The sequence below is a fragment of the Staphylococcus sp. HMSC14C01 genome (genome assembly GCF_001808085.1).
GTDB lineage: Bacteria > Bacillota > Bacilli > Staphylococcales > Staphylococcaceae > Staphylococcus > Staphylococcus hominis.
In genome coordinates this window covers 19,782-34,031 of record NZ_KV792022.1, presented here as the reverse complement: position 1 = coordinate 34,031, position 14,250 = coordinate 19,782, and the positions used below count along the sequence as shown (strand labels likewise).

Here is a 14,250-nt window from a genome sequence, read left to right as displayed (position 1 = left end):
GCATTGCGCATACTAGTAAATATTGCGTATCAAGGACATGGATTTCTTGGTTTTCAAATTCAACAACAAGGGAGAACTGTTCAACAACAATTTGAAAAAATTTTAAAACGTATGCATCGTCGACATGTGCGTATACATCCATCAAGTCGCACAGATCGTGGTGTGCATGCTTATGAACAGTATTTTCATTTTGACACAGAATTGAATATTGAGCCTAAACAATGGAAATATGCGATGAATAGTGCGTTACCTGAGGACATTTACGTGAATAGTGTAAAACAAGTAGATGACACGTTTCATTGTCGTTATGATTGTGTAGGTAAGAGATATCGCTATAAAGTGTATCAAGCGGAACATCGCAATCCATTTGAAAGTGGTCTTAAGACATTTATAAAAGATGACTTAGATTTAGATAAGATGAATGAAGCGGCTAAACACTTTATTGGAACTCATGATTTTACTGGATTTTGTTCACAAAAGACTGAAGTTGAAAGTAAAGAACGTACACTATACCAAAGTGAAGTTGTTAAAACGGACGAAGGTTTTGACTATATCGTCACAGGTTCTGGTTTCTTATATAATATGGTGCGCGTACTTGTAGCTTTTTTAATAGAAGTAGGTAAAGGGAAGCGACAACCTAACGAAGTTCCTGAACTGCTTAAAGCTAAAAATAGAGATAATGTCCCTTTTACAGCACCCGCTGAAGGATTATATCTTGAAAAGATATATTTAGATCCAGAAGCACTTAAAAATGACTTTGGTGAGGATATAAAAATACATTACAAAAAATCATTACAAAATGACTAATATGCATTGACAAATGGGCTTATAAAATATAAGATAGTTAACGGTATTGTTTTATATCATCCCACGATAAGCCCCGGAAACTTATTGTGTTACAAGATATATAAGCAGATTAGACAGGAATAAAATAAATGAACATTACGCTTTGAAATCGTAACAGAATGACCTAGATTGCAGGCCTCGTTCGTAGGTTCGACTGCGATGAGTACCTGTAATCTAAGACGAAGCATTTATTTTTAGGAGGATAATTATTATGCGTCAAACATTTATGGCAAATGAATCAAACATTGAGCGCAAATGGTATGTTATCGATGCTGAAGGCCAAACATTAGGTCGTTTATCATCAGAAGTAGCATCTATCTTACGCGGTAAAAATAAAGTAACTTATACACCACACGTTGATACTGGTGACTATGTAATCATCATCAACGCTGAAAAAATCGAATTAACTGGTAAAAAAGAACAAGATAAAGTTTACTACCGTCACTCAAATCACCCAGGTGGTATTAAATCAGTGACTGCTGGTGAATTAAAACGTAACAACCCTGCTCGTTTACTTGAAACTTCTATCAAAGGAATGTTACCAAGTTCACGTTTAGGTGAAAAACAAGGTAAAAAATTATTTGTATACAGTGGCGCTGAACACCCACACGCTGCACAACAACCAGAAAACTACGAATTACGTGGTTAATTAGAAGGAGGAAATTACATTGGCACAAGTTGAATATAGAGGCACAGGCCGTCGTAAAAACTCAGTAGCACGTGTACGTTTAGTACCAGGTGAAGGTAATATCACTGTTAACGATCGTGACGTACGCGAATACTTACCATTCGAATCATTAATCTTAGACTTAAACCAACCATTCGATGTTACAGAAACTAAAGGTAACTATGATGTATTAGTTAACGTATACGGTGGTGGTTTCACTGGACAAGCTCAAGCTATCCGTCATGGTATCGCTCGTGCATTATTAGAAGCTGACCCAGAATACAGAGGTTCTTTAAAACGCGCAGGTTTATTAACTCGTGACCCACGTATGAAAGAACGTAAAAAACCAGGTCTTAAAAAAGCACGTCGTTCTCCACAATTCTCAAAACGTTAATATTGGAATTGTTGCAAACTTGTTTGCTTACAAGTTCAGTATGCAAATTGCGTCAGCAATTTGTGTTCAATTAAAATGTTTAAAGCACTTCTCAACTTTGAGAAGTGCTTTTTTATATAAAAAAGGCTAGTAGTTCTAAGAAACACTAGCCACATGTCTATCTATTTATTTTTCATAACTTCATCAACCACTTCTGTCATGTCATTATGGATAACTAAACTTGCTTGTCTATCATACGGTGTAGCGTCTCTATTAATAATTACAAGATTGTCTCCTGTAAAGTTAGAAATAAAGCCAGCAGCAGGTTGTACGACCAAGGATGAACCTAACACAATGACAGTATCTGCTTTTTGGATTTTATCTAATGCTCTAAAGACAGTAGGCTGATCGAGCATTTCGCCGTATAATACGATATCAGGGCGAATGACATCACCGCAGTTCTCACAATATCTTAATTTGTGTTCCATAACATATGATTTCGTATATTCTTTTCCACAATTGATGCAATAAAAGCGATTCAGTGTACCATGAATTTCATCAATATGTTCACTTCCAGCATCTTCATGTAACCCATCGATATTTTGGGTAATCACACCTAAAGATTTGCCTTCTTTTTCTAATTCTGCAATCCATTCATGAACGATATTAGGTTTTTTATCAGCTACTAGTAGTCGTTTATGATAAAAGTCGATAAAGCTTTCTTTATTATCATTTAAATGATCAACACTTAATAAATATTCAGGTGAATAACCCTCTTTTGAAATTTCATCAAATAATCCACCCATTGAACGGAAATCAGGTATGCCACTTGCAACTGATACACCCGCACCAGTAAAAAATACAATTTTGTTTGATTTATCAACAATTTCTTTTAATTTTTCGATTTTATTACTCAATCTGAGCACCTCGTTTATAATAATGACTAATATAACTTTTTTAAAATGAATTTTATACTATTATTACAACATATTTTTACCTTTATTTTCTAGTTTTAAAACAAGTAATAGTATAGAATGAAATTGCGCTTAAAATCTTTATGAGATATATGTGTTCATTTTATATGGACATGTTTAATAAAATAAGTTGGATGTGAGAATTTGAATGAATAAATACGATCGTTTAGAAGAAATTACTAAACTCGTAAATCAAAAAGGAACGGTTAGGACAAATGAAATCGTTGAGGATCTTAACGTATCTGATATGACAGTACGTCGTGATTTAGCTGAACTAGAAGAAAAAGGATTACTAACTAAAATACATGGCGGTGCACGTAGTAATTCAGCTTTTCAAATTAAAGAAAAGTCTCATCAAGAAAAGCACACAGAGAATATTGAAGAAAAACGTGCTGTCGCAAGGAAAGCTGTTAACTTAATTGAAGAAAACGATACGATTTTTTTGGGACCTGGAACAACAATCGAGTTACTGGCTCAATTAATAGATCGAGAGTCATTAACAGTGATTACGAATTGTTTTCCAGTATTTCAAATATTATTTGAAAAGCGTTCGCTAAATTTTAAAGTTTACTTATTAGGTGGAGAAATGAGAGAACTTACTGAATCATTTGTAGGTGAAATGACGAATACGCTCCTTAAAACAAAACGATTTAGTAAAATGTTTTTTAGTTGTAATGGAATAAAAGATGCAGATGTGCTCACTTCTACAATTGACGAAGCGTATACACAACAACTTGCACTTCATCGTTCACTTGAAAAGTACTTATTAATTGATACTTCAAAAATTGGAAAAGAAGATTTTACCCAATTATGTCATTTAGAAGATTTAACAGCAGTTGTTGTAGATAAAAATGATGAAGATAATGTACAAAAATTAAAAGCTTATACAGAAGTGATACATTAATTGAATGATACCAAGATTGTTTATTTAAACAATCTTGGTATTTTTTTAGATAATTGAACGCAATTAAACATAAAAACAAAACATTTTGTTTAAATAAACGAAATTTCAAACAATATTCGAACATTTATTGTTGATTGTTTGTTTGTTTATGTTTATAATTTAGGTGTAAAGATTTGAAAGCGCTTTTTCAAACACATGTGTTTAATTATCTTATTTTCAAAGGAGAATCATTATGACAATTTTTATTGGTTCAGATGTCGCTGGTCAACGTCTTAAAGATGTTGTAAAAACATTTTTAAAAGAAAATAACCATGATGTAGTAGATGTAACAGAAGGAAAAGAATTAGACTTTGTTGATTCAACATTAGCAGTTGTACACGAAGTACAAAAGAACGATGATAATTTAGGAATTGCAGTGGATGCTTATGGTGCAGGTAGTTTTATTGTTGCTACAAAAGTAAAAGGAATGATTGCTGCTGAAGTATCAGATGAACGTTCAGCATATATGACACGTAGTCACAACAATGCACGCATGATTACGATGGGTGCTGAAATTGTAGGCGATACATTAGCTAAAAATATTGCTAAAGAATTTGTAAATGGACACTATGATGGCGGACGTCACCAAATCCGTGTAGATATGTTAAATAAAATGTGCTAATTGGAGGAATAAATAATGAAAATTGCTATAGGTTGCGATCACATTGTAACTGATACAAAAATGGAAGTTTCACAACACTTAAAAGCTCAAGGACACGAAGTTATTGATGTAGGTACGTATGATTTTACACGTACACATTATCCTATCTTCGGTAAAAAAGTAGGAGAAAAAGTTGCTAGTGGAGAAGCAGATTTAGGCGTATGTATTTGTGGTACTGGCGTTGGTATTAGTAATGCAGCAAACAAAGTCCCAGGTGTAAGAACAGCATTAGTACGTGATATGACATCAGCACTTTATTCAAAAGAAGAATTGAATGCTAATGTTGTTAGTTTCGGCGGTAAAGTAGCAGGCGAATTATTTATTTTCGATATCGTTGATGCATTTATCAAAGCAGAATACAAACCTACTGAAGAAAATAAAAAATTAATTGCTAAAATTAATCATTTAGAAGCACATAACGATAATCAAGCTAATCCTCACTTCTTTGATGAATTCTTAGAAAAATGGGACAAAGGTGAATATCACGATTAAGGAAGATGTGAAATGATTCTAACATTAACTTTAAATCCTTCAGTTGATATCTCTTACCCATTAGAACAGTTTCATCTAGATACTGTGAATAGAGTTAAAAAGACGAGTAAAACTGCTGGAGGAAAAGGATTAAATGTAACACGTGTATTATCAGAATTTGGCGAAAATGTGTTAGCAAGTGGCTTTTTAGGTGGCGCATTAGGTCAATTTATTGAAGAACAATTAACAGATGCTCAAATTGAACAGTCTTTCTTCAAAATAAAAGGAGAAACGCGAAATTGTATCGCTATTCTACATGAAGGACAACAAACTGAAATACTCGAACAAGGACCAACTATTGACAAGGAAGAAGCAGAGAGCTATAAAGCACATCTTTTAGAACTATTTAAAAGAGCTAATGTTATAGCGATGTCTGGAAGTTTACCTAAAGGTCTTAATACAAATTACTACGCTGATATTGTGAAATTAGCAAATGAACAAGAGCTACCTACGATTTTAGATAGTTCTGGTCAATCATTAATGGATGTATTGTTGAGCGAAAATAAGCCTTCAGTGATAAAACCTAATATTGATGAATTATCTCAATTATTACACACTACTGTCACTACAGATATCGATAGTTTAAAAGAAGCGGTTACTCAACCCATCTTCAAAGGTATTGAATGGATTATTGTTTCTTTAGGTGGCGATGGCGCTTTCGCTAAACATCATCAAACATTTTATAAAGTAAATATCCCCAAAATAGAAGTCGTTAATCCTGTAGGGTCTGGTGATTCTACTGTGGCAGGTATTGCATCAGGTCTTGTTCATCAACAATCCGATGAGGATTTACTGAAAAAAGCGAATGCATTTGGAATGTTAAATGCAATGGAGCATCAAACAGGTCATATCAATGTAGATAAATTTAAAGAACTATTCAAACAAATTGAAGTTATAGAGGTGTAATTCATGACAAAATCACAACAAAAATTAGCATCAATCGAACAATTAAGTAATCAAGATGGTATTATTTCAGCTTTAGCATTTGATCAACGTGGGGCATTAAAAAGAATGATGGCTGAACATCAAACAGAACCTCCTACAGTTGAACAAATCGAACAATTAAAAGTACTTGTATCAGAAGAGTTAACACAATATGCATCTTCTATTCTTTTAGATCCTGAATATGGCTTACCTGCTTCTGATGCACGTAATAAAGAGTGTGGTTTATTACTTGCATATGAAAAAACTGGATATGACGTGAATGCAAAAGGTCGTTTACCTGATTGCTTAGTAGAATGGTCTGCTAAACGTTTAAAAGAACAGGGTGCCAATGCAGTTAAATTCTTACTTTATTATGATGTAGATGATTCAGAAGAGATTAACATTCAAAAGAAAGCTTATATTGAACGAATTGGTTCAGAATGTGTTGCTGAAGACATTCCATTTTTCTTAGAAGTGTTAACTTATGATGATAATATTCCAGATAATAAAAGTGCTGAATTTGCAAAAGTAAAACCTCGTAAAGTAAATGAAGCAATGAAGTTATTCTCAGAAGAGCGATTCAATGTTGATGTGCTTAAAGTTGAAGTACCCGTAAATATGAATTTTGTCGAAGGATTTACAGAGGGTGAAGTTGTATACACAAAAGAAGAAGCAGCACAACATTTCCGTGATCAAGATGCAGCGACACATTTACCTTATATTTATTTAAGTGCTGGTGTATCAGCTGAATTATTCCAAGAAACATTAACATTTGCACATGATGCAGGTGCACATTTCAATGGTGTGTTATGCGGACGTGCGACATGGTCTGGTGCAGTTAAAGTTTATATTGAACAAGGAGAACAAGCCGCAAGAGAATGGTTACGTACAACTGGATATAAAAACATTGATGATTTAAATAAAGTACTAAAAACAACTGCAACATCTTGGAAAGCAAAATAACTTAGGGGAGGTTATTCATATGAACAGAGAAGAAGTACAATTACTTGGTTTTGAAATTGTCGCATATGCAGGAGATGCACGTTCAAAATTATTAGAGGCTTTAAACGCTGCTAATGAAGGTGATTTTGAAAAAGCTGAACAACTTACCGAGGAAGCAAATGAATGTATTGCAAATGCACATAAAGCTCAAACAAACTTATTAGCTCAAGAAGCGCAAGGTGATGACATTGCATTTAGTATTACAATGATTCACGGACAAGACCATTTAATGACAACGTTATTATTAAAAGATTTAATGAAGCATTTAATTGAATTATACAAAAAAGGGAGCTGACCCCTATGAATAAGTTAATAGCATGGATAGAAAAAGGAAAGCCGTTCTTTGAAAAAATATCCCGTAATATTTATTTAAGAGCGATTCGTGATGGATTTATTGCAGCAATTCCAATTATCTTGTTCTCAAGTATATTTATTTTAATCACATATGTACCTAACGTGTTTGGCTTTACTTGGAGTAAAACGATGGAAGGTATATTGATGAAACCATATAACTATACCATGGGAATTGTTGGTTTGATTGTAGCTGGAACAACAGCTAAGTCTTTAACCGATTCCTACAACAGGAAATTAGATAAAACCAATCAAATTAACTTTATTTCTACAATGATGGCTGCGATGAGTGGATTTTTATTCTTAGCAGCAGATCCTATTAAAGAGGGTGGATTTTTAAGTGCATTTATGGGCACAAAAGGATTATTAACAGCCTTTATTTCAGCCTTTATTACCGTAATTGTTTATAATTTCTTTATTAAAAGAAATATTACAATAAAAATGCCTAAAGAAGTACCACCAAATATTTCCCAGGTATTTAAAGATATCTTCCCGTTGTCAGCGGTTATTATCATTATTTATGCATTAGATTTATTATCAAGAACATTTATTCATACAAATGTAGCGAACGCCGTATTAAAAATCTTTGAACCATTATTTACTGCGGCAGATGGCTGGATTGGTGTCACACTTATCTTCGGTGCTTTCGCATTCTTCTGGTTTGTAGGTATACATGGTCCATCTATTGTTGAACCAGCAATTGCTGCAATTACTTATGCAAATCTTGAAACAAACTTAAATTTGATTCAAGCAGGAGAACATGCAGATAAAATTATTACACCTGGTACACAAATGTTCGTTGCAACTATGGGGGGTACCGGTGCTACATTAGTCGTACCATTTATGTTTATGTGGTTAACTAAATCAAAAAGAAATAAAGCCATTGGTAGAGCATCGGTTGTACCAACATTCTTTGGAGTAAATGAACCAATTTTATTTGGTGCACCACTCGTATTAAATCCAGTATTTTTCATACCATTTATTTTTGCACCAATAGTAAACGTATGGATCTTTAAATTCTTTGTTGATGTACTTAAAATGAATAGTTTTAGCATCTTCTTACCATGGACGACACCAGGGCCTCTTGGTATTGTGATGGGTACAGGCTTTGCTTTTTGGTCATTTGTGTTAGCGATTGTATTAATCGTAGTTGACGTTATGATTTATTATCCATTTTTAAAAGTATATGATGAACAAATTCTTGAAGAAGAACGAGGCAATAAAGAAGTAAATAATGAATTAAAAGAAAAAGTATCAGCAAACTTTGATACGAAAAAAGCAGATGCAATTTTAGCAACTGCTGGTGCAAATGAAGCGATAACAACTGAACCAGCACCTTCCGATGAGGAAGTATCGGCTAAAGAGTCATCAAATTCAATTAACGAACAAACTAACGTTTTAGTCTTATGTGCCGGTGGCGGTACAAGTGGATTACTTGCAAATGCGTTAAACAAGGCTGCTGAAGAATATCAGGTACCTGTAAAAGCGGCAGCTGGTGGTTATGGTGCACATATGGATATTATGAAAGACTATCAATTAATTATTTTAGCGCCTCAAGTTGCTTCTAACTATGAAGATATAAAACAAGATACAGATCGATTAGGTATTAAATTAGCAAAAACTCAAGGTGTTGAATACATTAACTTAACTCGTGATGGCAAAGCAGCATTAGACTTCGTTCAACAACAATTTGAAAAATAATTAGGAGATGAAAGTATAATGAAAAAATTACCAGAAGATTTTATTTTCGGTGGTGCAACAGCAGCTTATCAAGCAGAAGGTGCGACTCAAACAGACGGAAAAGGTCGTGTAGCCTGGGACACTTATCTAGAAGAAAACTATTGGTATACAGCTGAACCTGCAAGTGACTTTTATCATAAATATCCAGTTGATTTAGAATTAAGTGAAAAATTTGGTGTTAATGGTATCCGTATATCTATCGCGTGGTCAAGAATTTTTCCAACAGGTTATGGAGAAGTTAATCAAAAAGGTGTAGAATTCTATCACAATTTATTTAAAGAGTGTCATAAACGACACGTTGAACCGTTTGTTACATTACATCATTTTGATACTCCAGAAACACTTCACAGTGATGGAGATTTCTTAAACCGTAAAACGATTGATTATTTTGTAGACTATGCAAAATTCTGCTTTGAAGAATTTACTGAAGTCAACTATTGGACTACTTTTAATGAAATTGGTCCTATTGGTGATGGCCAGTATTTAGTCGGTAAATTCCCACCAGGAATTAAATATGATTTTGCAAAAGTATTCCAATCTCATCATAATATGATGGTCGCACATGCAAAAGCAGTTAAATTATTTAAAGATAATGGATATAATGGGGAAATTGGAGTAGTTCATGCATTACCAACTAAGTATCCATATGATCCTTCAAATCCGGAAGATGTAAGAGCAGCAGAACTTGAAGATATTATTCATAATAAATTTATCTTAGATGCAACATATTTAGGAAAATATTCTCGTGAAACTATGGAAGGTGTACAACATATTCTTTCTGTCAATGGCGGTAAATTAGATATTACCAATGAAGATTATGCTACATTAGATGCTGCAAAAGATTTAAATGACTTCTTAGGTATCAATTACTATATGAGTGATTGGATGAGAGGATATGAAGGAGAATCAGAAATTACACACAATGCTACTGGAGATAAAGGTGGCTCTAAGTATCAACTTAAAGGTGTAGGACAACGTGAATTTGACATAGATGTTCCTCGTACTGATTGGGATTGGATGATTTATCCACAAGGTCTTTATGATCAAATTATGCGTGTTATAAAAGATTATCCTAACTATCACAAAATTTATGTTACTGAAAACGGACTTGGTTATAAAGATGAATTCGACGAAGAACGTAAGACAGTTGATGATGATGCACGTATCGACTATGTTAAAAAACATCTTGAAGTCATTGCTGATGCGATACGTGATGGTGCCAATGTAAAAGGCTATTTCTTATGGTCACTTATGGATGTGTTCTCATGGTCTAATGGTTATGAAAAACGTTACGGTCTATTCTACGTTGATTTTGACACACAAGAACGTTATCCGAAAAAAAGTGCATATTGGTATAAAGCATTAGCTGAATCTAAAGAAATTAAGTGATTTTATAAATTTGACAGGACAGAAATTTTCATTTCTGTCCTGTTTCTTATTTTATTGAGATACTAGTATTAAAAAATAAGGAGTATAATTTTCTCGTACATTCTATAGAGTATTTATCTTTCACGTATTTTATGAAAAATGATGGTAATCATCCACCATTTCTGACACTAAAAAAGAAGTCAATATTGTTAGAACATATAATGGCGTTCTTAATTTAAATGAAAAGGTGAATGAAATTCAAGTTGATCAAAATGGCAAACCAAACAAAATGAGTGAAGATGATAAAAAGTGACTTGGATTAAAAACTATTTATAAAGGTAAACAAATAGAAGATTTAAACATTTATGAAGATAATTAAAATGGTATGCATTTTGACGTTAAAGTATCTAATAGCTCGTCTTGGCCATTAAAATCTTTGTTAGAAGCAAGTCCAAAAATGTATAAAAATTCTTAATATATAGAATCAACGACTCAACATAGCCAACTTCATGAAAATAAAGATGTTGCAAATGAAAACATTAAAGTTTATGAAACAAATAAAAATTAGGAGCATTCATAATACTGACTCTCCTAATTATCTAGACAAGCATGAGCTATAAGTTCAATTAATTTAGTTCGATGAGTATGTCCGTATACATTAGGAAGAATCATGATTTCATCGACTTCAAATTCGTTTTGTAATTGTATTAACTGCTGAGCTACTTCATGTGGTAAGCCACTAATCATTCGACGTTTATTTTTTTCTATTTTTTCTTGATCTCTTTCAGAATAATGGCGTTGCTGTGCTGTTTCAATAGAAGGATATACTTTAGGTTGTTTAAGATAGTTAATACGTATTAACCACAAATTTAATGCATCTACTAATTGCTTAATCATTAATTCATTTTCTGCCGTAACGACAAAAGTAGCTAAAATAATATAGGGTGAATGCGAATGACCATGATACTCTGTAAAACGCGATTTATAATGTTGAATGACATGTGTTAAATTTGCGTGCGATTGACCCATATGAGCAATCACAAAAGGTAAGCCTTTTTTTGCGGCAAGCTCAGCACTTTGTTCACTCATTCCTAAAATAAACATCTCAGGTGAATGCTCTGTGTATGGAGTGGCTTCTAAAGTTTTGAAACGATGTGAATGAATAGTGTCATTCGTAAAGTATTTGTTCAAATCATCTATTTGTTGAGATAGTTTGGGTTTTTGAGTTTTAAATTCATTTAGCGCTTCGTTTACATTTTTGAAGCTAGGAGATCGCCCAATTCCCATATCAATTCGGCCAGGATGTTTGACTTCCATAATTTTAAATTGTTCTGCAACTTTGTAAGCACTATAATGGGGGAGCATCACACCGCCACTTCCAATATGAATAGAGTGTGTATGTTCAAGTAACATAGCCATTACGATTTCAGGAGCGCTTGATACAACAGAAGGAACTTGATGATGTTCTGCTACCCAATAACGTGCATAACCAAGTTTCTCTGATAGTTGAGCAAGTTCAATTGAATGATTTAAAGCTTCTTGTGGTGTATCACCTTCAAAGAGTGGTACATAGTCTAAGATACTTAATTTCAAGTTTAAGACCTCACTTTGCTTGGTATAATAAAGTATTAAGTGTTATCATACTAGACATTATAAAGTGAAAGCAGTTGAATTGCGATAAAATTGTTTGTGATATGACACTGTTTTTGAATACTGAAAGGAGTCTTTTATAATGAATAATGAGCAAGTTTTATTAGCAAAATATCCTGAAGGTATGCCCCAAGATGATACATTTAAATATGAAAATATTGACATAGTTGATCCGAAAGAAAATGAAATTCAAATTGAATCTTTATATATATCTGTCGATCCATATATGCGTGGAAGAATGACTCAAGCTGATTCTTATGTGGAGCCTTTTAAAATTGGCGAACCTATTCAAAGTCACATTGTAGGCAAAATTATTAAATCAAATTCTGAAAAATTTAATGAAGATGACATTATTGTAGGTATGTTACCATGGAAGCGTATTAATACAGTAAATGAAGAGAATGTAAGTAAAATATCTAATACAGATGTACCACTTTATTTATATTTAAGTACGTTAGGTATGACAGGTCAAACAGCTTATCACGGTTTATTAGAGATTGGTCAACCAAAAGAAGGCGACACTGTAGTAGTTTCAGCAGCTTCTGGTGCAGTAGGTGCTGTGGTTGGTCAAATTGCTAAAATCAAAGGTGCTACAGTAGTAGGTATAGCTGGTGGAGATAAAAAAGTGAATTATCTAACAGAAGAATTGGGTTTTGATGCAGGCATTGATTATAAAAAGGATGATTTTGCAGAAGCATTAGCAAAAGCCGTACCGAATGGCGTAGATGTTTATTTTGAAAATGTAGGTGGCACAATAGCCGATGAAGTTATGAAACATCTCAACCGTCATGCACGTATTCCTGTTTGCGGTACGATTTCTAATTATAATAATACTGAACAAGAAAAAGGTCCACGTGTACAAAGCACATTAATTAAACATCAAGCACTGATGCGTGGTTTCTTGGTAGCGGAATTTTCCGATGACTTTGAACATGCAAGTAAAGAACTGGCAACGTGGATACAAGAAGGAAAAATTAAAACAAAAGTATCTATAGAAGAAGGATTTGAATATTTACCAAAAGCGTTCAGAAACTTATTTACAGGTGAAAACTTTGGCAAACAGATCGTTAAAGTGTCAGAGAATGTATAATTTAAAATTCAGTAAAAGGTAGGTATATACTTATGAAAGCTATAGGATTTAAACAACCATTTAAATTAGAAGAAGGAAATGTATTTGAACCATTTGAATTAGATATGCCCCAGCCATCTTCTAGAGAGTTGCTTGTTAAAATACAAAGTATAAGTGTAAATCCGGTTGATACAAAACAACGCCTTACTGAAGTTAAAAATTCTCCGAGAATTTTAGGTTTTGATGCAGTAGGGACGGTTCAAAAAACTGGAACAGAGGTTACAATGTTTAAGGAAGGCGATATTGTATTTTATTCTGGTGCGCCTAATCAACATGGTTCAAATCAGGAATATCAACTTATTGATGAACGATTAGTCGCAAAAGCACCTAAAAATCTTTCGGCAGAACAAGCTGCTAGTCTTCCGTTAACTGGTATTACAGCGTCAGAAACTTTATTTGATGTGTTTAAAATTTCAGAGAATCCAAATCAAAATAAAGGGAAAACATTACTTATTATCAATGGCGCAGGTGGTGTTGGAAGCATTACGACTCAAATTGCTAAGGCATATGGTCTAAAAGTCATTACAACTGCGTCACGTCAAGAAACAATCGATTGGTCAAAAAAGATGGGGGCAGATATCGTACTCAATCATAAAGAAGATTTAAAATCTCAATTAGAACAACAGCACATTGAAGCGGTAGATTTCGTATTTTGCACGTTTGATACAGACATGTATTATGAAACAATGATAGATATAGTGAAACCAAGAGGACATGTTGCTACGATTGTAGCTTTTAAAGGATCACAAGATTTAAATTTATTAAAAACAAAAAGTGTTTCCTTTACACATGAATTTATGTTTACAAGACCTATTTTTCAAACAGAAGACATGATTAAACATCATTATTATTTAGAGGATATTGCTAAAAAAATTGAGAATGGTACGTATCAAAATACAACGACAAAAGTCATCAATGGCTTAACAGCAGAACATTTATATGAAGCACATCAAATATTAGAATCCAATTCCATGATAGGAAAACTTGTTATAAATGTAGAAGAATAGAGAATGATTTAACACCTCTTAGTGTCTATAAATAAGACATTAAGAGGCGTTTTTATTATTTTATAATATATCAATTTGATTAAT

Annotated in this window: 15 protein-coding genes; 13 read left to right on the top strand and 2 right to left on the bottom strand. The window is 33.2% G+C overall.

Translation table 11 applies throughout. The annotated features are described in order from the left end of the window. Positions 1 to 3: 3 nt before the first annotated feature. The 3 genes from truA to rpsI all read left to right on the top strand — a co-directional run bounded on the left by truA (position 4) and on the right by rpsI (position 1,907). On the top strand, positions 4 to 807 hold the full coding sequence (gene truA / locus HMPREF3131_RS03405; RefSeq protein ID WP_048679181.1) for a tRNA pseudouridine(38-40) synthase TruA: 804 nt from the start codon (positions 4 to 6) through the stop codon (positions 805 to 807). Between the two features lie 250 nt (positions 808 to 1,057). After that, the gene (gene rplM, locus HMPREF3131_RS03400) at positions 1,058 to 1,495 is read left to right on the top strand and encodes a 50S ribosomal protein L13 (protein ID WP_002448612.1); all 438 of its coding nucleotides are present in this window, start codon (positions 1,058 to 1,060) and stop codon (positions 1,493 to 1,495) included. 19 nt (positions 1,496 to 1,514) lie between these two features. Continuing rightward, on the top strand, positions 1,515 to 1,907 hold the full coding sequence (gene rpsI, locus HMPREF3131_RS03395; RefSeq protein WP_002448344.1) for a 30S ribosomal protein S9: 393 nt from the start codon (positions 1,515 to 1,517) through the stop codon (positions 1,905 to 1,907). Positions 1,908 to 2,068: 161 nt separating this feature from the next. Here rpsI and HMPREF3131_RS03390 read toward each other — a convergent pair whose 3' ends face one another. Further along, positions 2,069 to 2,803, bottom strand: coding sequence for an NAD-dependent protein deacylase (locus tag HMPREF3131_RS03390; protein ID WP_019835774.1), 735 nt, complete (start codon positions 2,801 to 2,803; stop codon positions 2,069 to 2,071). 205 nt (positions 2,804 to 3,008) lie between these two features. On the opposite strand from HMPREF3131_RS03390, the gene HMPREF3131_RS03385 reads away from it, so the two are divergent. From HMPREF3131_RS03385 to lacG, 8 genes are all read left to right on the top strand, one after another. Continuing rightward, complete coding sequence (locus HMPREF3131_RS03385; RefSeq protein ID WP_019835773.1) at positions 3,009 to 3,764, top strand: DeoR/GlpR family DNA-binding transcription regulator; 756 nt, start codon at positions 3,009 to 3,011, stop codon at positions 3,762 to 3,764. Positions 3,765 to 3,996: 232 nt separating this feature from the next. After that, complete coding sequence (lacA, locus tag HMPREF3131_RS03380; protein ID WP_002448540.1) at positions 3,997 to 4,425, top strand: galactose-6-phosphate isomerase subunit LacA; 429 nt, start codon at positions 3,997 to 3,999, stop codon at positions 4,423 to 4,425. A gap of 15 nt (positions 4,426 to 4,440) precedes the next feature. Continuing rightward, positions 4,441 to 4,956: a galactose-6-phosphate isomerase subunit LacB gene (gene lacB / locus HMPREF3131_RS03375; protein ID WP_002448324.1), complete on the top strand. Its 516-nt coding sequence runs from the start codon at positions 4,441 to 4,443 to the stop codon at positions 4,954 to 4,956. A gap of 12 nt (positions 4,957 to 4,968) precedes the next feature. Beyond that, positions 4,969 to 5,901 (top strand): tagatose-6-phosphate kinase, encoded by a 933-nt coding sequence (locus HMPREF3131_RS03370; RefSeq protein ID WP_037541586.1) that lies wholly within the window; start codon positions 4,969 to 4,971, stop codon positions 5,899 to 5,901. A 3-nt stretch (positions 5,902 to 5,904) separates the two neighbouring features. Then, on the top strand, positions 5,905 to 6,882 hold the full coding sequence (gene lacD / locus HMPREF3131_RS03365) for a tagatose-bisphosphate aldolase (protein ID WP_019835810.1): 978 nt from the start codon (positions 5,905 to 5,907) through the stop codon (positions 6,880 to 6,882). Positions 6,883 to 6,901: 19 nt separating this feature from the next. Further along, entirely contained in the window at positions 6,902 to 7,216 is a 315-nt protein-coding gene (locus HMPREF3131_RS03360; protein WP_017174827.1) for a PTS lactose/cellobiose transporter subunit IIA, read from the top strand. Between the two features lie 5 nt (positions 7,217 to 7,221). Further along, complete coding sequence (locus tag HMPREF3131_RS03355) at positions 7,222 to 8,973, top strand: lactose-specific PTS transporter subunit EIIC (RefSeq protein ID WP_019835811.1); 1,752 nt, start codon at positions 7,222 to 7,224, stop codon at positions 8,971 to 8,973. 15 nt (positions 8,974 to 8,988) lie between these two features. Further along, a complete protein-coding gene (lacG, locus tag HMPREF3131_RS03350) occupies positions 8,989 to 10,401 on the top strand; it encodes a 6-phospho-beta-galactosidase (protein ID WP_141738172.1) in 1,413 nt (470 codons plus the stop codon). 570 nt (positions 10,402 to 10,971) lie between these two features. Here lacG and HMPREF3131_RS03345 read toward each other — a convergent pair. Beyond that, positions 10,972 to 11,973 (bottom strand): LLM class flavin-dependent oxidoreductase, encoded by a 1,002-nt coding sequence (locus HMPREF3131_RS03345; protein ID WP_019835194.1) that lies wholly within the window; start codon positions 11,971 to 11,973, stop codon positions 10,972 to 10,974. Between the two features lie 139 nt (positions 11,974 to 12,112). On the opposite strand from HMPREF3131_RS03345, the gene HMPREF3131_RS03340 reads away from it, so the two are divergent. Both HMPREF3131_RS03340 and HMPREF3131_RS03335 read left to right on the top strand, forming a co-directional pair. Continuing rightward, positions 12,113 to 13,120, top strand: a complete 1,008-nt coding sequence (locus tag HMPREF3131_RS03340) for an NADP-dependent oxidoreductase (RefSeq protein WP_019835195.1) — start codon at positions 12,113 to 12,115, stop codon at positions 13,118 to 13,120. Between the two features lie 32 nt (positions 13,121 to 13,152). Next, positions 13,153 to 14,166: a zinc-binding alcohol dehydrogenase family protein gene (locus HMPREF3131_RS03335; protein WP_019835196.1), complete on the top strand. Its 1,014-nt coding sequence runs from the start codon at positions 13,153 to 13,155 to the stop codon at positions 14,164 to 14,166. The last annotated feature ends 84 nt before the right edge of the window (positions 14,167 to 14,250 follow it).